Source organism: Bradyrhizobium sp. AS23.2, from assembly GCF_001908185.1.
Classification (GTDB): Bacteria; Pseudomonadota; Alphaproteobacteria; order Rhizobiales; family Xanthobacteraceae; genus Bradyrhizobium.
Genome location: NZ_LGHM01000121.1, coordinates 18,400 through 38,392 on the forward strand (window position 1 = coordinate 18,400; position 19,993 = coordinate 38,392).

Here is a 19,993-nt window from a genome sequence, read left to right on the forward strand (position 1 = left end):
TCCAAACATCGCTGCCGCCAACCAAAGCCTACGCATTGCAACGCTCCATCAACCCCGAACTCCTGCTCGTGATCATGGCTCGTTAACCTTAACCAATGGTTGCGTCGGACACTTTTGTCGCTGTTGCGCCATGAAAAATACGCAAAGCAAAACGGCGCGGGATGATCCCGCGCCGTTAAGAAAGTTTAAGCGATGGGGCGAACGATCAGCCTTTGGTGACGAGCGGCGGCGGCGCGTAGACCGGCGGGCTGTCGAGATTCCAGCGCAAGCCGAACTTCAGGTCGTTCGAGGTGATGTTCTTGATCTTGAAGACATTGCCGGTGGTGTTGCCGGTGAAGTCCGACAGCACACCGGTCTGGCCGTTGCCGAGGTTCACGTAGCTGTAGGCAAGTTCGAGGACCAGGTTCTGATTGACCTGATAGGCGAGACCCGCATGGGCCGCCCAGGCGAAGTTCCACTTTGAGCCCGTCGGAGCGCTCGCGAAGCCCGTCGTCGTGAACGGCAGGTTGTTGGTGCCCGTGTCAGTGAAGTTCGCAATCGAGACACGCGCACCGCCGATACCGGCACCGATGAACGGCGTAATGCACCACCAGGTACCGAGATCGACATAGGCGTTGGCCAGCACCAGCCATTCGGACTTGCTGCCGGTGTAGTTGTCGATGCCGTTGTAGGCTACGCCACCCGCCGTACCGGTGAAGCGATCGGTCGCCTTCAGGTTCGCATTGCCGCGGAATTGCCCGGTGACGTCGGCCCGGAACCAGTTGTTGAAGCGATAGCCGGCGCCGACGCCGAAGATGCCGCCGGTGTCGAATGACGATTGTTGATTGAACGAGGTGAGCTGCGAATAGGCCGACTCACGGCCGTAGTGGACGTCGGTAGTCCGCTGGTTGCTGAAACCGATGTCGCCGCGCAGATACCAGCCGCCGAAGTCGACGGGTGGCGCCGGCGCGTACATCGGGGGAGGTGCGATCGGCATGTCGGCGGCGAACGCCATCGACGAGATCAGGGTTGCCGCACCCGCGGCAAGGAGAGACTTAACGCAACGCATTGGCTTCGTCCTTATGGCCGGTGAGGCAAAATACGGGCGCCTCACGTTCTGGAAACTCGCAAGCGGACGATGGCAGCAAATGCTTAAGCGCCACTTAACCCTAATTTTTAAGGTTGATTTTCTCTGACTGCACGCGCGCGTGCGGCGAGAGCGTTGCAAAACTGCCGCGCCTGAACGCGGCAATTGCTAACGATGTATGAAGGTTCGCTGCGGCGAGAGAGGATGCGTTAACGCGCGTGCTGCGGCAGTTTCGGCAGAAACACCGCAAGCAGGCCGATCGCCGGCAGATAGGCGCAGACCTGATAGACGAACTCGATCGAGGTGTGGTCGGCGAGCTTGCCGAGCACGGCCGCACCCAGGCCGCCGATGCCGAAAGCGACGCCGAAGAACACGCCGGAGATCATGCCGAAGCGGTGCGGCACCAATTCCTGCGCGAACACGATGATCGACGACGTCGTCGAGGAGATGATGAGGCCGATGATCACGGACAGCACCGCGCTGCCGGCGAGCCCGGCATAGGGCAGCGCCAGCGTGAACGGCAGCGCGCCGACGATCGAGATCCAGATCACGATCTTGCGGCCGAAGCGATCCCCCAGCGGTCCGCCAAAGAACGCGCCGACCGCATTCGCGGCGAGGAAGATGAAGAGATAGATCTGCGCCGCCTGCGTCGACACGCCGAAGCGGTCGATCAAATAGAAGATGTAGTAGCTCGACAGGCTCGAGACGTAGAGCTGCTTGGAGAACAAGAGCGCCACCAGCACGGCAAGCGCGACCGCGACACGGCGCGGGCTCGGCGCGTCGGGATGAGCCTGAGCCACCGCAGTCTTCTTCGCCTTGATCTGCGGTTCATACCAGCGGCCGATGCGCCAGAGAATGACGATGGCAAGGAACGCGATCGAGGAGAACCAGGCGATACTGCCCTGCCCGAACGGCACCACGATCAGCGCGGCCAGGACCGGCCCCATTGACGTGCCGAAGCTGCCGCCGAGCTGGAAAACCGATTGCGCAAAACCGTAGCGGCCGCCGGAGGCGAGCCGCGCGATGCGCGCGGATTCGGGATGAAACACCGCCGAGCCGAGACCGACCAGCGCGGCGGCGACAAGGATGACGAGGTATTGATGCGCGGCGCTGAGCAACAGCAGGCCGAAGAAGGTCGAGCTCATGCCGATCGCCAGCGAATAGGGCTGAGCCTTCTTGTCGGTGTAGTGCCCGACCACCGGCTGCAGCAGCGAGGCCGTGAACTGGAAGGCCAGCGTGATCATGCCGATCTGCGCGAAGTCGAGCGCGTAGGTGTCCTTCAGGATCGGATAGACCGAGGCGATCAGCGACTGCATGGTGTCGTTGAGGAAGTGCGAGAAGCTGATGCCGGTAAGCACGATATAGGCCGACCCCGCGGCCGCCTTGGCAACAGACTTGGCGGCGACGGGCGCCACGTCGCTGACGACGACGGGCTCGGTCAGCGTTTCCTCGGAGACGACGACAGGCTTGTTCAAATGGAGCTAATCCGGCGGGCGCGGCGAACCACCGCAATTGCTCGTTACGCTGCAAGGAGCAGCGGAACCACCGCCAATCGCCCATGGCTGGGATGCGCTTCGCGCTCCGGGCTTCACCTCTCCCATCGGGAGAGGTTAAGGGATCGCGTCCGCGGAAGCTGAAGTGTCTGTTAAGCCGCCGCCTGGCCGAGCGCGGAGACGATGGTGTCGACGACGTCCTCGACCAGGATGCGGTCCTCGCCCTCGCCCATGACACGGATCACGGGTTCGGTGCCGGAGGAGCGGATCAGGAGGCGACCGTGGCCGTTGAGCCGCTTCTCGCCGTCGGAGATCGCCGATTTGACGTCGGAATCGTCGAGCGGCTTGCCGCCCTTGTGACGGACGTTCTTGAGGATCTGCGGCAGCGGATCGAACCGGTGGCAGACCTCCGACACGGGCCGACGCAGCTTCTGCACCACGGCCAGCACCTGCAGCGCAGCAACGAAGCCGTCGCCGGTGGTGGCGTAGTCGGACAGGATGATGTGGCCGGATTGCTCGCCGCCGAGATTGTAGCCGCCGCCCAGCATCTGCTCGAGCACGTAGCGGTCGCCGACGGGCGTGCGGATGAGATCGAGCCCCTGCTCTTTCAGGAAGCGCTCGAGCCCGAGATTGGACATCACGGTGGCGACGATGCCCGGCCGCGACAGCCTTCCGTCTTCCTTCCAGCTCTGCGCGATCACCGCGAGCAACTGGTCGCCGTCGACGATATGGCCGCGTTCGTCGACCAGGATGACGCGATCGGCGTCGCCGTCCAGTGCAATGCCGATGTCGGCGCGCATCTCGCGCACCTTCTTCGACAGCGCTTCCGGCGAGGTCGAGCCGCATTCCTTGTTGATGTTGAAGCCGTCGGGCTCGACGCCGATCGGCACCACGTCGGCGCCCAGCTCCCACAGCGCTTCGGGCACCACCTTGTAGGCGGCGCCGTTGGCGCAATCGATCACGACGCGCAGGCCGTCGAGCGACAGATCGCGCGGCAGCGTGCGCTTGGCGAACTCGATGTAGCGGTCATGCACGCCGTCGATACGGCGGGCGCGACCGAGGCTCGCGCTCTGCGCAAGCCGCTTGTCGAGGGATTCGTCGAGCAGCTGCTCGATCTGCCTCTCGACGTCGTCGGAGAGCTTGAATCCCTGCGGACCGAACAGCTTGATGCCGTTGTCCTCGAACAGATTGTGCGAGGCCGAGATCATCACGCCGAGATCGGCCCGCATCGACTTCGTCAGCATCGCAACCGCCGGCGTCGGCATCGGGCCGACCAGCAGCACGTCCATGCCTACCGAGGTGAAGCCCGCGACCATCGCGTATTCGATCATGTAGCCGGACAGGCGGGTGTCCTTGCCGATCACGACCCGATGGCGATGATCACCGCGCTGAAACGCAAGGCCTGCCGCCTGGCCGACCTTGAGCGCGAGCTCCGGCGTGATCAGTCCGTTGGCCCGGCCCCGAATCCCGTCCGTCCCGAAATATTTGCGGCTCATATCGTCCCCCACGCAACAACCAGGGATCCCCTCTACAACCACCGGGTGCCCGAACGGGCCCCGCATCCCTGATGCGCTGGGGTCTTATAATGCCTGCGCGGCCAACTTGGCTTCAAAAAATATGATAAATCGTTACGGAACCGGGCGCGCCGCCGCGCCGGTAATATATTGTTAATATTACATTTCCTGACCGAGCCGCCGAAACGGGGTGGAACCCGCCCTAGTCGGTGCGTTTCACATGGCCGTCCTCGCGGGACGGCGGCGGCTGGGTGACGTTGACGGGATCGGAGCCCGGAAAGGTCTCTTCCAGGCCCTCCTCCAGCGCCTCCTCGAGCCGGCGCTTCTCCTTGATCTCGTCCGGCTTTGGTTCGCTGCGCGGCCTTGTCATGGCGTCTTCCTCTCAAACGATTTGGCTGTGCATCCAACCATGCTAGATGACCCCTCAATGTTCTGATGCAAGACGGGCCGGGAAAACGTTCATGAAGCACATCACCTGTATCGACGATCTTCGCGCATTGCATAAGCGCCGCGTGCCGAAGGCGTTCTTCGACTATTGCGACCGCGGCTCCTATGCCGAGGAAACGCTGCGCGCCAACCGCGAGGACATGCAGGCGATCAAGTTCCGCCAGCGCATCCTGGTCGACGTCTCCAAGCGCGACACCTCGACCACGATCCTCGGCGAGCCCTCGGCCATGCCGCTGATCCTCGCGCCGGTCGGCCTGCTCGGCATGCAGCACGGCGACGGCGAGATTCATGCCTGCCGCGCCGCGCAGGCCGCCGGCATTCCGTTCACGCAATCGACGATGTCGATCTGCTCGATCGAGGACATTGCCGCCAACGTCGAGAAGCCGTTCTGGTTCCAGCTCTACGTCATGAAGGACCGCGGCTTCATCAAGGATCTGATCCAGCGCGCGATGGCGGCGAAGTGCAGCGCGCTCGTGCTCACCGTCGACCTCCAGGTGATCGGCCAGCGCCATGCCGACATCAAGAACGGCATGACGGTGCCGCCGGAATGGTCGCTGTCGAAGCTGATCGATTTCGCGACCAAGCCGGCCTGGGTCGCCGGCGTGCTGCAGGGCAAGCGCCGCACCTTCGGCAACATCGCCGGTCACGTGAAGAACACCGAGGATCTCAACCGCCTTGCCGAATGGACGGCGTCGCAGTTCGACACATCGCTGAACTGGAAGGATGTCGACTGGGTCCGCAGCATCTGGCCCGGCAAGCTCATCATCAAGGGCATCCTCGACGTCGAGGACGCCAAGGAGGCCGCCAAGACCGGCGCGCAGGCGCTGGTCGTGTCCAACCATGGCGGCCGGCAGCTCGACGGTGCGCCGTCCTCGATCGAGGTGCTGCCCGAGATCGCGGATGAGGTCGGTGACAGGATGGAGATCATGTTCGACGGTGGCATCCGCTCCGGCCAGGACGTGATGCGCGCCCTCGCGCTCGGCGCAAAGTCCTGCATGATCGGCCGCGCCTATGCCTACGGCCTGGGAGCCGGCGGCCAGGCCGGCGTCGCCAAGGCGATCGACATCATCCAGAAGGAGCTGCTCACGACCATGGGCCTGTGCGGCGTCAACAAGGTCGACGAGATCGACGATCACATCATTGCGGTAGCGCCGTAGTGCCGTAGGGTGGGCAAAGCGTAAGCGTGCCCACCAACTTTCGCGAAATGTGAAAAACTAACTCGTCGTTCCGGGATGGTCCGAAGGACCAGACCCGGAACCTCGAGATTCTCAGGTGCGCAAGTGCGCACCATAGTTCGCGCTTCGCGCGCCCCGGAATGACACTTCGTGTCACATCGGCGGCGTCACGCCGTCGCGGCCGACATTGACGCGGTTGGCTTCCAGGGAACCGTCGTCCTTCTTCGCCGCACCGAAGATGATCAGTTTTGCGCCAGGCTTGATCTCGGACTTGTCGCTGGCGATGAAGGTCACGACCGGCGTGTCCGGCGGCACCACCACCTTCTTCTCGCCGTCCTTGTACTTGACCAGGATGTTCTGGCCGTCGGTGCCCTTCACCGTCTGCGCCACGGTGGCGTTGGTCATGGTCGAGTTGGCGCGCGCATCCCAGGGACGAAAACCTTCGGCCGCGCCGCGCTGGTTCTCCGGGAAGATGTGCACGGCGATCGCCTTCTGGGTGCCATCGGGCTCGGGCATGCCGGTGACGCCGATATAGGACCCCTCCTTGACCTCCGACAGCGAAGTCTTCACGACCGCGAAGACGGCGACGTTGTCGGTCATGCGCACCTTCACGTCGCTGCCTTCGCGCGTCTTGATGCCGAGCATGTTGCCGTCGACACTCTCGATGGTGCCGCGGATTCGAACCATCGGCGCCTGTTGCGCGGGGACGGATGAAACGAAGATGCAGGTGGCAAACGCAGCCACGACGGCGCGTGGCATCCAGTTGCTCGGCTTCGGCATGGCCTTGTCCCTCCAGGGCGTTGCGGTGATGGCATTGCAGCGGTCAACCACGGCAACCCCGCGCGACCGCGGCTATTCCCTCAATTTTTTGAGCATGATCTTTTCGGAAAACCGCTGCACACTTTGCGCTAACGCGGCCCTTCGGGTCCGGATCATGCTCTGCCGATCACATCGGCGGTGTGAGGCCGTCGCGGCCGACGCTGACGCGGTTGGTCTCGAAGGAGCCGTCGGGCAACTGCTTCATGAAAGCAATGACCTTGGCGCCGGCCTTCAGATCGGCCTTGTCGCCGGGCACGAAGGTCACCACCGGTGTCGTATCGGCGACGAACACCTTCTTCTCGCCGTCCTTGTACTTCACGAGCAGCGTATGACCGTCATTGCCGACCACGCTCTCCGACACCGTTGCATTGGTCATGCTGGAGTTCGGCTTGAGGTCGTAGGGCCGCGAGCCCTCGCCGGTGCCGCGCATGCTCTCCGGAAACACATGCACCTCGACGGCGTTCTGGCCGCCGTCCGGTCCCGGCACCGTGGTCGCCCCCACGAAGGAACCGACCTTGATGTCGGACAGCGAGATCCTGGTGATGCCGGACACGCGCACGTCGGATGCGATGTGGAGCTTGACGTCTTCACCGCTGCGCGACTTGACCTGCATCGTGTCGCCATCGACGCTCTCGATCGTGCCGCGCACGCGCGTCGGAACAGGTGCTTTCTGCGCAAATGCACAAAGGGTCGAAGTGGCCACCATCGCGACGGCGATAAGCGGACGTGTGAAAGTTGCACGTTGAACAGTCATGACGGTCTCCGATTGTCCCCACGGGGATAGAACTCCGGAGACCCTGCGCTATTCTTTCAAGACTTTGTGAGATCGGCCTCGATCAGCGCGCGCAACTCCGCCGTCACCTGCGGCCTTTGGCCGAACCACAATTCGAAGCCGCGCACCGCCTGATGCAGGAGCATGCCGAGCCCGTCGGCGGTCTTCAACCCGCGCGCTTGTGCAGCCGCCAGCAGCGGCGTCACCAGCGGGACATAGACGAGATCGGCGACGACGGCCTGTTGCGGCAGGCGCGCCACGTCAACTTCGAGTGAAGGCTGGCCGTGCATGCCGAGCGATGTCGTGTTCACGAGAAGTCTTGCGTCGGGCAGCACATCGTTGACCGCATCCCATCCGATCGGGTGCACGTTTGGGCCGAATTGCCTCGCGAGCACCTCCGCGCGCGCGAGCGTGCGGTTGGCAAGATGGATACGACCAATGCCGCGTTCGAGCAGGCCGAACACGACCGCGCGCGAGGAGCCGCCGGCGCCCAGCACCAGCGCCTCGCCGGCCTTGTCCCAGCCAGGCGCGCTGGCATCGAGATTGCCGATGAAACCTTCGACGTCGGTATTGGTCGAACGCAGCTCGCCATCCTCGAACCACAGCGTATTGGCGGCGCCCACGGCTTTTGCGCGCGCATCCGGCGTCGACAGCGCCAGCACGCCCTCCTTGTGCGGGATGGTGACGTTGGCGCCGACGAAGCCGCGCAGCGACAGCCGCAGCACGAAATCACGCAGGTCATCCGGCGGAACCGCCTCGATGACATAGCCCCCCCTCGATACCGAGCGTGCGCAGCCAGTAATGATGGATCAGTGGTGAGCGCGAATGCGCGGCCGGCCATCCGATCAGACAGGCTGCGGGAGTTTTGGGCGCGGTCATCTTTCCCTCGGGTCGTATTCGAGGCGATCCATTTCGCGTCCCGTGGGCGCTGTCAAGCGCGCGGACGCCGCGTCGCCGCAGCCACGGTCGCGGCCAACGCCAGCGCAGCGCCTGCGGCGAACCAGATCGCGGCAAGGTTGATCCGGACATAGGCCAGCGCGCCGGCCGCCGAGCCCGCAACGAGCGCAGCCCACAACAGCAGATTCGGCGCCCAGCTCCAGCGCGGCCCGCCGCTCAGGCTGACGGCGAGGAGCTGGCCGACCTTGACCAGCGCGCCGGTGACATAGGTGAGGCCGAGGCCCGCGCCGCCCTCGATCCGGAACACGGCATTCTCCAGGCCCATCGCGAGCACGATTCCCGCGATCGCGAGGTTCGACAGGCCGTACGCGTGGCAAAGCGCGGCAGCAGCGAGCAGCATGGCCTCGATGAGCAGCAGCCAGGGTTGCCGCTCGGTGCCGCCGCCGAGCACCACGATGCTACCAGCCGCAGCACCCGCCACGAACAGCGCGATCAGGCCGAACGCGCCGGCGGCCTGCCACCACTGGGCTTCGGCGAGGCTCACGCCGAGCCGCGTGGAGTTGCCGCTCATGAACGAGACGAACAGGCCGCCGAGATGCAGAAATCCGATGCCGTCGACATAGCCCGCAAGCATGCTGAGCGCGCAGGCCAGCGCAATATTGCGACCCGAATTGAGCATTCCAAAACACCACCGCCGTGACGCAGCAGTGTCGATCAAATCGGCGACATTGAGAAGTGCGCGTTGCTAGCTCGTGGCTGCGTCACCGGTCGCAGGCTGCGCCACGCCGGCCTTGATGTCGGCGACCGCGCGCGCGATGGTCTCGCGATATCGGGCGCGTGACCGGCTCACACCATGGGTCAATAGCGCGCGTCGGACCACGGGCGACGCCCCGGTGATGAACAGGCGGATGCCCTGGCGCTGCGCCTTGGCGGCGACGCGACCGATCACGTTCGCCGCGGTCGAATCCAGGAACGGCACCGCGGCGAAATCGACCACGAAGGCCTTGCGCTCGTCGGCGACGCCATCGAGCACGCCTCCGATCGCGGACGCTGCGCCGAAGAAGAACGCGCCGGTGATGCGATAGACCAGCACATCGCGATCGAGCGCAAGGGCGGGATCGTAGGGAACACGCTCGCCATTGCCGTCATCAGGACGATCGGCCGCCACCAGCGGCGAGCGCGCCTCGATGCCCGTCATCTCCGCCATGCGGTGAATGAACAGCACCGCGCCGAGCGCGAAGCCGACCAGAATGCCTTCGGTCAGGTCTCGGAAGATCGTGAGCAGGAAGGTCGAGAGCAGGACGACAGCATCGCCCCAGGAGGACCGCAGCAGCGTGGCGAATTCGTGCTTCTCAGCCATGGTCCAGGCCACCACGACGAGCACGGAGGCCAGCGCGGCGAGCGGGATGTAGCTCGCGAGCGGTGCCGCGATCAGCATGAACAGCAGCAGGAAGACCGAATGCAGCATGCCCGCGAGCGGCCCTCGCGCGCCGGCGCGGATGTTGGTGGCGGTGCGCGCGATCAGGCCCGTGACACAGATGCCGCCAAACAGCGCCGCGCCGATATTGGCCGCTCCTTGCGCGACCAGCTCGCAATTGGAGCGGTGACGGCGTCCGGTCATGCCGTCGGCCACCACCGCCGACAGCAGCGATTCGATCGCGGCCAGCAGCGCGAATGCGATCGCATCCGGCAGCACCGCTGTTGCCTTCGCAAGCGAGAACGCCGGCAATGCCGGCGACGGCAATTCGCGCGGAATTCCGCCGAAGCGCGAACCGATGGTCTCAATCGGCAGCGACAGCACGGCACTCGCGACCGCCGCGAGCACGACCGCGATCAGGATGCCGGGCCAGGACGGCCGCCAGCGCCGCAGGCCGGCGATGACGGCAATGCTGACGACCGCGACGGCAACCGCGGACGGGTTGATGGTATGCAGGCCGCCGGCGAGCGCGACGAGCTTCGGAACGAACTCGCTGGGCTCCTTCGCGACAAGCGTGATCCCGCCGAGATCGCGAAGCTGGCTCGCGAAGATGATCACGGCGATGCCCGCGGTGAAGCCGACGGTGACCGGATAGGGAATGAACTTGATGTAGGTGCCGACGCGCAACAGGCCCGCGGCGATCAGGATCACGCCCGCCATCATGGTGGCGAGGATGACGCCGTCGACGCCGTGCCGCTCCGCGGTCACCGCGACCAGCACGATGAAGGCGCCCGCGGGTCCGCCGATCTGGAACCGGCTGCCGCCGAGCAGCGACACGATGAAGCCGCCGACGACCGCGGTGTAGAGGCCCCGATCCGGCGTCACGCCCGAGGCGATGGCGATCGCCATCGACAGCGGCAGCGCGACGATCGCGACGGTGAGGCCGGCGAACACGTCGGCGCGAAAATCGGCGACGCCATAACCTTCGCGCCAGACGGTGACGAGCTTTGGCAGGTAGAGTTCGACAAAGGTCGGCCGACGGAGCTGATGCAGCCCGCCTACGTGATCGCTAGTGATGCTCATGCCCCACAATGCTCCAATGCATCGTACGGCCCTTGCTTCCGCGTGCGCGACGATGTCCTAGGTCATCCTGATCCCGAGCACGATCAACGCGCGATCATGCTCCTACGCGGCGCGGCGGCCCCGGCTCCCTCAGGCGAACGCCACGCCCGCCGCTGTCGCTGCGCGCCTGCTCGCCGATCAGCTCAACGCCGGCCCGGTCGAACGCCTCGACCACCTTGATCAAGGTCTCGACCACGCCGCGAACATTGCCGGTGCTGGCTTCCATCCGCTGGATGGTCGGCAGCGAAACGCCGGCGAGCTCGGCCAGGGTTTTCTGGTCAATGCCGAGCAGCGCCCGAGCTGCCCGCATCTGGAATGACGTGATCACCTTGGCCTCACGTATCAGAGCTTATAAGTGATATTTGGTACATATACAATGATGCAAAATACATCATTGTTTAGCGAACGCAAGAGGACTCTCGCCAACTCCGTCATTGCGAGGAGCCAACGGGTCCGCGCGAAGCGCGGCCCGATGACAGGCTCCGCGACGAAGCAATCCAGCCCGCCTCCTCGGAGACAGTCTGGATTGCTTCGCTGCGCTCGCAATGACGATGGTGAGAGGCGCTGCCTTGCTTCTCCCTCTCTCCGCAAGGGCGGGGAGAGGGAGAGAACGGTGCGTGCCTTACCGCGCGAAACCGATCACGCCGCGTGCTGATGTGCGGCAATAATCTGGTCGGCGGCGCGTCCGGTCACTTCGGCCATGTGATCGAACTGACGAGTGAAGCTGCCGGCGCCGGCAGTGGCCGAGCGCAACTCGACGATCAGTTCGCCGATCTCGGCTTCCGGCATCATGGCGCGGACGCAATCCCAGCCGCTCCAACCGTCGCGGGTGTCGAAGCCGAGGATCTGGCCGCGCCGCGCCGACAGGATCGCGTTGATCTTGGCGGTGGCATCGGTCGGACAGACGATCTCGACCACGTGGATCGGCTCCAGCAGCACCGGCTGGCATTGCGGCAGGCCTTCGTTGAGCCCGACCCGCGCCGCCGTGCGGAACGCGAGATCGGAGGAGTCGACGCTGTGATAGGAGCCGTCGGTCAGCGTCACCTGCACGTCGGTGACGGGGAAGCCGAGCGGACCGCGCGTCAAGCCGTCGACGACGCCTTCCTCCACCGCCGGGATGTAGTTGCGGGGCACCGCACCGCCGACCACCTTCTCGGTGAACTTGAAGCCGTCGCCGCGCGGCAGCGGCTTGATGTCGAGCACGACGTCGCCGAACTGGCCGTGGCCGCCGGACTGTTTCTTGTGGCGGCCGCGCTGGGTGATCGGCTTGCGGATCGTCTCCTGATAGCCGATCGCGGGCGGATGCGACGAGATCTTCACGCCGAAGCGGTCGCGCAGCCGCTCGACCTCGACGCGCAAATGCATCTCGCCCTGGCCCCACAATACGGTGTCGTGGGTCTGGGGGTTCTGCACGATCACGAGCGAGGGATCCTCCTCGTGGAGACGCGCCAGCGCCTGGCCGAGCTTGACGTCGTCCTTGCGGTCGTTGGCCGCAATCGAGGCCGCGAGCACCGGCGGGCTCGGCTCGACATTGATCAGCGCGGCGGGCTGGGTCTTGCCGTTCGAGACCGTGTCGCCGGTCTTGATCGGGTCGAGCTTGCCGAGCGCCACCGTGTCGCCGGCTTCGGCCGAGGTACGCTTGCTGTCTTGCGCGCCGTTGACGGCGAGGATGCCGGAGACGCGGCTGGTCCCGCCGGAGGAGGATTGCAGCGCCGCGCCGTCGTCGAGATGGCCGGTGAGCAGCCGTGTCAGCGACAGTTTTCCGCCGTGCTGCGAATGCAGCGTCTTGAAGACGTAGCCGAGCGCATCGTTGCTTTCGGGAACGCCGAGACGCTTGGCGGTTTCGGCGATACCAGGCGCTTCGTGGCGCAGCGCCTTCATCAAGCGTAGCACGCCGTTTTCGCGCGCGGCTGAACCGAGCAGCACGGGACAGATCAGCCCTTCGCGCAGTTCACGGGCGAGATCGTCGAACACGGCATCGCGCGGCGGCTGGATGTCCTCCAGCAACTGCTCCATCAGCGCGTCGTCGTGATCGGCAAGCTTCTCCAGCATCGAGAAGCGGGCCTCCTTCTCGCGATCGAGATTGCCGCCATCGAGCGCGACGACCTCGGACGCCTTGTGCTCGCGATAGACGAACGCGCGCTCCAGCGCGAGATCGACGAAGCCCTCGATTAGCTCGTCTTTCCAGATCGGGATCTGGCGCAGCACCAGCGGTACGCGCGAGGCGGGCTGGAGCGTTGCGAGCGTCTCGCGGATGCGCTTGTTGGCGCGGTCGATCTTGTTGAGGAACAGGAAACGCGGGATCTTCATCTCTTCCAGCTCGCGCAGGATGATCTGAAGCTGCGGCAGCTTCTTCTCGTCGGCCTCGCAAACCACGACGGCGGCATCGACCGCGGGCAGCGCGGCGCGCATGTCGTGGGCAAACTCGACGGAACCGGGACAATCCAGGAAGGTGTAGCTGTCGCCCATGAAACTCGTGGTGGCGGCAGTCAGGCCAACGGTCATCTTGTGAAGACGGGCCTCGGCACTGGCGTCGCCGACGGAAGTTCCGGCATCGACGCTGCCGGCGCGCGGGATTGCGCCCGTTCGCGCCAGTATTGCTTCGAGAAGTGTGGTTTTACCGCTTTGGAAAGGGCCCACCAGCGCAATGCACCGTGGACCTCGGGGACTTCTGACGTCTTGTCCCATTCGCCGCCTCCTTGGTGTGGAGCTCGGCCCGTGATTGGGTCGGCAAGCGCGGATGCTCTGCCCGTCCCCGAGGTTTGGCAAGCAGCAAACGTCGCTGCGGTGCGTCGTCAGTTGGATTAGGTCTTGCTCTTAGCGGCCGGGGCGGAGTTCCAGATCCGCGAGGCCGGCGGCGACGTTGAGACCGACCTGGCCCTGCACGCTGAGCGGCTGGAGCGCGATCGAATTGTTGGAGCCGCCGACCAGCACGTTGCCACCTAAGCCGACACCAACCGAGGCGCTGCCCTGTGCGCCCGCGTAATTGCCCGAGAGGTCGCCGGGCCCGAGCCGTTCGACCGGCGCGAACACGCCCCACGCCAAAGCCGTCTCCTGCGTGATGCCGATGTCGAGACCGACCTTGCGGATCGTCGCGACATAACGGTCTTCCGGCAAACCCTCGGCGCGCAGCACACAACCGAGATTGGTCACCGATCCCACCACGAAGCCGACGCTGGCGCCGCCGCGGCATTCGAGTACGCCGACCCGCACCATCCGCTGCTGCTGCGCTCCGCTGTTCACGACGGAGGCAACGAGGCTCGCAGCGGCAAGCCCGGCGAGGAGGAGTGAGCGGCGCATGAAATGTCTCCGGCTAAGAATGTGATGCGAGCAGAGAGGGCGCCCCGCGAGCGAAGCGCGATGCTCTATGCCACAAGAGTTCCGAGCGTGCCAGATTGCGCGCGGCAAATAAAAGGCCCGCTTGGAAAGCGGGCCTTTTCGATGTCGTGTTACGGCAAGCTCAGCGCAGATTGCCGCAGAAGCGCTGGATGCGCTTGCAGGCGTCTTCGAGGTCCGAGGTCTTGGTCGCGTAGGAGATACGGAATGCCGGGCCGAGGCCGAAGGCCGAACCCTGCACCACGGCGACGCCTTCGGTCTCAAGCAGCTCGGTCACGAACTGCTCGTCGTTCGAGATCACGTTCCCCGACGGCGCTTTCTTGCCGATCGTGCCGGCGCATGACGGATAGACGTAGAACGCACCCTCGGGGCGCGGGCACTCGATGCCATTGGCCTGGTTGAGCATGGAGACGGCGAGGTCGCGGCGCTCCTTGAACACCTTGTTGTTGGCGGGGATGAAGTCCTGCGGACCGTTGAGCGCCTCCACCGAGGCCCACTGCGCGATCGAGCACGGGTTCGAGGTCGACTGCGACTGGATCGTCGCCATCGCCTTGATGAGCTGCGCCGGACCGCCGGCATAGCCGATGCGCCAGCCGGTCATGCAATAGGCCTTCGACACGCCGTTCACCGTGAGCGTGCGGTCGTAGAGGCTGGGCTCGACCTGCGCGACCGTGCTGAACTGGAAGTCGTCATAGACGAGGTGCTCGTACATGTCGTCGGTCATCACCCACACATGCGGATGCTTGACCAGCACATCGGTGAGCGCCTTCAGCTCGGCCTTGGTGTAGGCCGCGCCGGTCGGGTTCGACGGCGAGCACAGGATCACCCATTTGGTCTTCGGCGTGATCGCGCGTTCGAGCGCCTCGGCCTGGAGCTTGAATCCGGTCGCGGCGGTGCAGACCACCGGCACCGGCTCGCCGCCGGCGAGCGCCACCATCTCGGGATAGCTGACCCAGTAGGGCGCGGGGATGATCACCTCGTCGCCCGGATTGATGGTCGCCATCAGCGCGTTGTAAAGCACCTGCTTGCCGCCGGTGCCGACGATGATCTGGTTCGGCTTGTAGGCGATGCCGTTCTCACGCTGAAACTTCGCGATGATCGCGTCCTTCAGCTCGGGAATGCCGTCGACGGCGGTGTACTTGGTCTTGCCGGCTTCGATGGCACGGATCGCCGCCAGCTTGATGTTGGCGGGCGTGTCGAAGTCGGGCTCGCCGGCGCCGAGGCCGATGACGTTGCGGCCCGCCGCTTTCAGCGCGCGTGCTTTATCCGTGACCGCGATGGTCGCGGACGGCTTCACACGGTCGAGCGCAGCGGCAAGGAAGGACATCGTCATCTCCTGACAAGCGTCGTGAACCCTTTGGCCTCACGACTCTGATTGTGGGAATGGAAACACCCTAAAACGTGTGCCGCTGCACCGCAAGAAACTTCGGCCCAGTCCCGACAAAGTTTACGGATTTCGAGCGTTCCGAGGCGCGATGTCCCGCAATATTCCGCAACTTTGCCGTCCAAATCCCTCATATCCGGCAAGGCCTGTCCTCGGAGCAATTTTGCGTTGCGTGTCACCGTGAAACCAGAACGTCGTCATGCTCGGGCTTGCCGTCTTCGCTGAAGCTTCGCCGGCCCAACACCCGGTAGCCCGGCGAAGCCTTGGCGGAGCCGGGTCCCGGGCATCCACGTTCTTTGTACCGCGTGGCAAGGCGTGGATGGCCGGGACATAGGCGAGCGGAAGCGACGCCGTCCTTCGGACGGCTAAGCCCGGCCATGACCATGCGGACGCTTCAACGCCGGGACCCGCTTGCTTTGTCCGTTCACAAATACGCGGCGCGATGCATCCGCATGTTGACGCAAGCGTGATCTGATCTGCATCGTCGCGCGAAAATGATCTTCCGCAGCGCTGCAGTGCGGTAGGGTTTTCGAGTTTTTCTATGGGCCAGCCCTTGCGGCGGATTCGCATCGGCATCATTGTTTAGCCGCGCTGCGGGACAGCAACCGCAGCGCTTTCCCGTCCATTGGAATCGAACTCCCGGAATGTACAAGCTCTATTCGATGCAACGATCGGGCAACAGCTACAAGGTCCGCCTTGCGCTTGCGCTGCTGAACGTTCCCTACGAAGCGGTCGAGGTGGACATTCTGCGCGGCGAGAGCCGCACGCCGGACTTTCTGACCAGAAACCCGTCGGGCCAGGTGCCGCTGCTCGAGGTCGGCGGGGACCGCTATCTCGCGGAGTCCAATGCCATCCTCTGGTACGTCGCCGTCGGCACGCCGCTGGCGCCGGAGAGCCGCATCGATCGCGCTGAGGCGCTGCAATGGATGTTCTTCGAGCAGCACGCGCTCGAGCCGAACATCGGCGCCGCCTATTTCTGGCTGTCGCTGGTCAAGGGCGGTCGCGACCTGCAAACCCACGCGCTCGAGGACTGGATGGAGCGCGGCTATGGCGCGCTCCAGGTGATGGAGAACCACCTCAAGACCAACGCCTACTTCGCCGCCCGCCAGCTCACCGTCGCCGACATCGCACTCTACGGCTACACCCATCTCGCCGACCGCTGCGACTTCGACCTCTCGACCTTCCCGGCGATCCGGGACTGGCTGAAGCGCGTGGAAGCCGCGCCCGGCTTCGTGGCGATGGACTGGCGGCCGGCCGACATCGACGATCCCGCCAGCATCGCCGCCGGCGCCTGATAGCCGTCGAATAGCGGGTATAACGGTAGTCCTTGCCGCAATCTTGCCATATTTTGGGTGATAGCCGCCCCAATGTTGCCGGTTGAAATGGTGAAATTCCTGGGCGTCGCGGGTGATTCGCTCGCACGTTGAAGGATTTAGACCATGATTCGGGCGTCCGGCACGGCAGGCTTTCAGGGCCGTCCCGCTACCGTCGCGTCTTCCCGGCTGACCAATGCGGTCGCGGCCTCGCTCGCCGTTGCCGCCCTGTCGCTGTGCCTGATCGTCACCCTGACGGTGCTGTCGACCAAGGCGACCATGGCGATGGGCCTGCCGGTCTGATCCCCGTTTCATCCTGGGCCAGCCTTCACGGCGCCGCGTGACCCGCGCCGACCGGCATCGCGACAGGACGCCAATGAAATCGCATGTGATAGTTGTTGCAATCACCCTGACTGCGGCCATCCTGGTCGCGGCGTCGCTGCTGATTTTCACCGGCATGCGCAAGAGCTCGGGCACGTCGACGCTCAATGCGCCTGCGCTGCAGCAACGCGCAAGGCAGGCGCACTTGGTCTAAAATCATCCGAAAGCTTTGCCCGCCTTCGCAGCCTCCCCTTAAGCGTGCCGCGCGAAGCCGCATTGCGCTCGCGCAACCATAGGTCAGTCTGACGGTCTTGCCTCGTCCAGGGAGGAACGAGAAAGGCCCATGCGGTTCGGATGGCGTGCGATCTGCGGTCCGGCGCTGACGGCGGCGATCGCGCTGCTGGCGATCCTGCTCGATCGCTACGTCGCTGTCCCCTCACCTGCGCCGCTGTTCGTCTGCAGCGTGGCCCTTGCCGGCGCACTGTCGGGTTTCACCTCAGCCATGACCGGCGCAGCCCTCGCGGTCATTGGCGCGGCGCTGTTCGTCCTCAACCACCGCGCTGTCCCCTTCGATCCCACAGCGGATCTGGTCCAGCTCGGGCTTCTGGCCGCGACGGTCGCGGCCACCGCAGGCATCACCGGCCTGATGCGCCAGCGGCTGCTCGGCACATTTGCCGCCGAGCGCCGGAGCCACGCCACCGCCGCGCGGCTGTCGGCCGCGCTCGACCAGGTCGATATCGGCATCGTGCTGCTCGATGCCGAGACGCGTGCCGAATTCATCAACCGCGCGTTCCGCGATTATTTTGCGGTGCCGGACGACGTCGCCGACGGCAAACCGCCTTTCATCGCGCTGATGTATCACGGCCGCGATACCGGCGCGTTCGAGCTGCCGGAGGACGAACTCGGCACCTTCATCGCACAGCGCATGGAGATGGTGCGGATCGGCGATGCCACGCCGATCAACATCAACTTGCGCGGTGGCGAGGTGCTGCGCTTCGTCTGCACCGTTCTGCCCGACGGCGGGCGCATGCTGAGCTATACGCCTGTGACCTATCTCGTGCGCCATACCGATGCGGCCTCACGCGCCGACTACCACCGCTCGCTGCGCGATCCCGCGAGCCGCAAGCTGATCCGGTACCTGCGCGTCGTCGAGTGATGCGACGACACGATTGATCGGCAGCGCGATCATCACGTATGAAGGACGCTTCATCGGGCTCTCTGCCTTGCCTCCTCCGAGATCGCGGAATTCACAGATGTCCCTCACCATTCGCTCCGTCACGCGGCAGGATTACGATCAGTGGCTGCCGCTATGGGACGGCTACAATGCCTTCTACGGCCGCTCCGGCCCGACCGCTCTCGCTGGCGAGATCACGCGCGTGACGTGGCAGCGCTTCTTCGATGCCTATGAGCCGGTGCATGCACTGGTCGCCGAGAGCGACGGCCGCCTGCTCGGACTGACGCACTATCTCTTCCATCGCAGCACCACCGCCATCGAGCCGTCCTGCTATTTACAGGATCTGTTCACGTTAGAGGCCGCGCGCGGCAAGGGCGTCGCCTCAGCGCTGATCTATGGCGTCTATGAGCGCGCGAAGCTCGCGGGATCGCCGCGCGTCTACTGGCAGACGCACGAGACCAATCTCACGGCACAGAGCCTGTACGACAAGGTTGCCGAGCGCTCCGGCTTCATCGTCTATCGCAAGATCTTCTGATCTTCGCAGCCTCGGGGCCCTGTGGATAACGCGCCTGTCACCTGCGCGTAACACTCAGGGGCTAGGATACGCCCTGCGTCTGATCAGGCCCCCGTCACCGATCAAGCGCCCCAAAGCGGTCCCCGTCAGTCGCCGCGTCTGACAGGGGCCGCATTTTTTTTACCCGCAATTGTCAGCATGGCGGCAACGCAGGCAGCGGCTTGCCGGTAGCGCGTACCGCGGTCACAATGCCGCGCTGCTCATCTCTGACAGGATCTCCCATGGAAATTCGTAATCTCGGCGCCTCCGGCCTTCGCGTATCTGCGGTCGGACTCGGCTGCAACAATTTCGGCCAGCGCACGGATCTGGAGACCTCGCGCAAGGTGATCCATCGCGCGCTCGATCTCGGCATCACGCTGTTCGACACCGCCGACATCTATTCGAACATGGGCGGCTCGGAAAATGTGCTCGGCGCCGTGCTGGGCGATCGCCGCAAGGACATCGTGCTGGCGACGAAATACTCCAAGCCGATGGCGGAGGACGGAACCAAGCAGGGCGCCTCGCGCCGCTATATCATGGAGGCGGTGGAAGCGAGCCTGAAGCGGCTGAAGACCGATTACATCGATCTCTACCAGCAGCACGACTATGACCCGCTGACGCCGATCGAGGAGAGCTTGCGCGCGCTCGACGATCTCGTCCGGCAGGGCAAGGTGCGCTACATCGGCAACTCGAACTTTCCGGCTTGGCGGGTCGCCGAGGCGGAATATGTCGCACGCGCGATGAATGTCAGCCGCTTCGTCTCCTGCCAGGACGAATATTCCCTCGTCGTGCGCGACATCGAGAAGGACTTGCTGCCGGCCGCGCAGGAATACAAGCTCGGATTATTGCCGTTCTTCCCGCTCGCCAGCGGACTTCTGACCGGCAAATACCGGAAGGGCGAGGCGGCGCCTGATGACACCCGTTTCGGCAAGGTGCAGCGGCTGCGCGACCGTTACGTCACGCCGCGCAACGAGGACATCGTCGAGAAGCTCACGGCCTTCGCGAAGGCGCGTGGCCATTCGATGCTCGAGCTTGCCTTCTCCTGGCTCGCCGCGCGCCCGCAGGTGTCGAGCGTGATCGCCGGCGCGACCCGCGTCGAGCAGATCGAGGAGAACGTCAAGGCGATCGCCTGGAAGCTCAGCGCCGAGGAGATGGCGGAGATCGACAAGATCACCAAGGGCTGATGTTTG

General features: G+C 64.7%; 19 protein-coding genes and 1 pseudogene. 7 read left to right on the forward strand and 13 right to left on the reverse strand.

All coding sequences use genetic code 11. From position 1 onward, the window contains the following. Positions 1–205: 205 nt before the first annotated feature. The 4 genes from AC630_RS25065 to AC630_RS45600 form a co-directional block, all read right to left on the reverse strand. Positions 206–1,048, reverse strand: a complete 843-nt coding sequence (locus tag AC630_RS25065; RefSeq protein WP_167561275.1) for an outer membrane protein — start codon at positions 1,046–1,048, stop codon at positions 206–208. Positions 1,049–1,275: 227 nt separating this feature from the next. Beyond that, on the reverse strand, positions 1,276–2,541 hold the full coding sequence (locus AC630_RS25075; protein WP_074121095.1) for an MFS transporter: 1,266 nt from the start codon (positions 2,539–2,541) through the stop codon (positions 1,276–1,278). A 170-nt stretch (positions 2,542–2,711) separates the two neighbouring features. After that, positions 2,712–4,055: a phosphoglucosamine mutase gene (gene glmM / locus AC630_RS25080; RefSeq protein WP_074121096.1), complete on the reverse strand. Its 1,344-nt coding sequence runs from the start codon at positions 4,053–4,055 to the stop codon at positions 2,712–2,714. 220 nt (positions 4,056–4,275) lie between these two features. Then, a complete protein-coding gene (locus AC630_RS45600) occupies positions 4,276–4,443 on the reverse strand; it encodes a hypothetical protein (RefSeq protein WP_167561276.1) in 168 nt (55 codons plus the stop codon). A 91-nt stretch (positions 4,444–4,534) separates the two neighbouring features. On the opposite strand from AC630_RS45600, the gene AC630_RS25085 reads away from it, so the two are divergent. Further along, complete coding sequence (locus tag AC630_RS25085; protein WP_074121097.1) at positions 4,535–5,677, forward strand: alpha-hydroxy acid oxidase; 1,143 nt, start codon at positions 4,535–4,537, stop codon at positions 5,675–5,677. A gap of 171 nt (positions 5,678–5,848) precedes the next feature. Here the strand turns inward: AC630_RS25085 and AC630_RS25090 are convergent, their stop codons facing one another. The 9 genes and pseudogenes from AC630_RS25090 to AC630_RS25130 form a co-directional block, all read right to left on the reverse strand. Next, positions 5,849–6,454 carry a single stranded DNA-binding domain-containing protein gene (locus tag AC630_RS25090; RefSeq protein WP_502691535.1) on the reverse strand — a complete coding sequence of 202 codons (606 nt, stop codon included), beginning with the start codon at positions 6,452–6,454 and terminating at the stop codon, positions 5,849–5,851. A gap of 187 nt (positions 6,455–6,641) precedes the next feature. After that, positions 6,642–7,268 (reverse strand): hypothetical protein, encoded by a 627-nt coding sequence (locus AC630_RS25095; RefSeq protein ID WP_074121098.1) that lies wholly within the window; start codon positions 7,266–7,268, stop codon positions 6,642–6,644. A gap of 56 nt (positions 7,269–7,324) precedes the next feature. After that, positions 7,325–8,165: pseudogene (locus AC630_RS25100) on the reverse strand (shikimate dehydrogenase). Between the two features lie 52 nt (positions 8,166–8,217). Beyond that, positions 8,218–8,862 carry a YoaK family protein gene (locus AC630_RS25105; RefSeq protein WP_074121099.1) on the reverse strand — a complete coding sequence of 215 codons (645 nt, stop codon included), beginning with the start codon at positions 8,860–8,862 and terminating at the stop codon, positions 8,218–8,220. A 66-nt stretch (positions 8,863–8,928) separates the two neighbouring features. Next, on the reverse strand, positions 8,929–10,683 hold the full coding sequence (locus tag AC630_RS25110; protein WP_074121100.1) for a SulP family inorganic anion transporter: 1,755 nt from the start codon (positions 10,681–10,683) through the stop codon (positions 8,929–8,931). 94 nt (positions 10,684–10,777) lie between these two features. Then, positions 10,778–11,050, reverse strand: a complete 273-nt coding sequence (locus AC630_RS25115; protein WP_027547696.1) for a helix-turn-helix domain-containing protein — start codon at positions 11,048–11,050, stop codon at positions 10,778–10,780. Positions 11,051–11,361: 311 nt separating this feature from the next. Further along, positions 11,362–13,410, reverse strand: a complete 2,049-nt coding sequence (locus AC630_RS25120) for an elongation factor G (RefSeq protein ID WP_074121101.1) — start codon at positions 13,408–13,410, stop codon at positions 11,362–11,364. A 129-nt stretch (positions 13,411–13,539) separates the two neighbouring features. After that, complete coding sequence (locus AC630_RS25125; RefSeq protein WP_074121102.1) at positions 13,540–14,022, reverse strand: DUF992 domain-containing protein; 483 nt, start codon at positions 14,020–14,022, stop codon at positions 13,540–13,542. Positions 14,023–14,182: 160 nt separating this feature from the next. Beyond that, positions 14,183–15,385: a pyridoxal phosphate-dependent aminotransferase gene (locus AC630_RS25130; protein WP_074121128.1), complete on the reverse strand. Its 1,203-nt coding sequence runs from the start codon at positions 15,383–15,385 to the stop codon at positions 14,183–14,185. Between the two features lie 701 nt (positions 15,386–16,086). Here AC630_RS25130 and AC630_RS25135 point away from each other — a divergent pair. From AC630_RS25135 to AC630_RS25150, 6 genes are all read left to right on the forward strand, one after another. Beyond that, complete coding sequence (locus AC630_RS25135) at positions 16,087–16,737, forward strand: glutathione S-transferase family protein (RefSeq protein ID WP_074121103.1); 651 nt, start codon at positions 16,087–16,089, stop codon at positions 16,735–16,737. 144 nt (positions 16,738–16,881) lie between these two features. Beyond that, positions 16,882–17,058, forward strand: a complete 177-nt coding sequence (locus AC630_RS45605; protein ID WP_167561277.1) for a hypothetical protein — start codon at positions 16,882–16,884, stop codon at positions 17,056–17,058. A 37-nt stretch (positions 17,059–17,095) separates the two neighbouring features. Then, complete coding sequence (locus AC630_RS44220) at positions 17,096–17,290, forward strand: hypothetical protein (protein ID WP_143198296.1); 195 nt, start codon at positions 17,096–17,098, stop codon at positions 17,288–17,290. 129 nt (positions 17,291–17,419) lie between these two features. Continuing rightward, entirely contained in the window at positions 17,420–18,232 is an 813-nt protein-coding gene (locus tag AC630_RS25140) for a PAS-domain containing protein (RefSeq protein ID WP_074121104.1), read from the forward strand. A 97-nt stretch (positions 18,233–18,329) separates the two neighbouring features. Then, complete coding sequence (locus AC630_RS25145; RefSeq protein WP_074121105.1) at positions 18,330–18,785, forward strand: GNAT family N-acetyltransferase; 456 nt, start codon at positions 18,330–18,332, stop codon at positions 18,783–18,785. A gap of 260 nt (positions 18,786–19,045) precedes the next feature. After that, the gene (locus tag AC630_RS25150; protein WP_074121106.1) at positions 19,046–19,987 is read left to right on the forward strand and encodes an aldo/keto reductase; all 942 of its coding nucleotides are present in this window, start codon (positions 19,046–19,048) and stop codon (positions 19,985–19,987) included. The last annotated feature ends 6 nt before the right edge of the window (positions 19,988–19,993 follow it).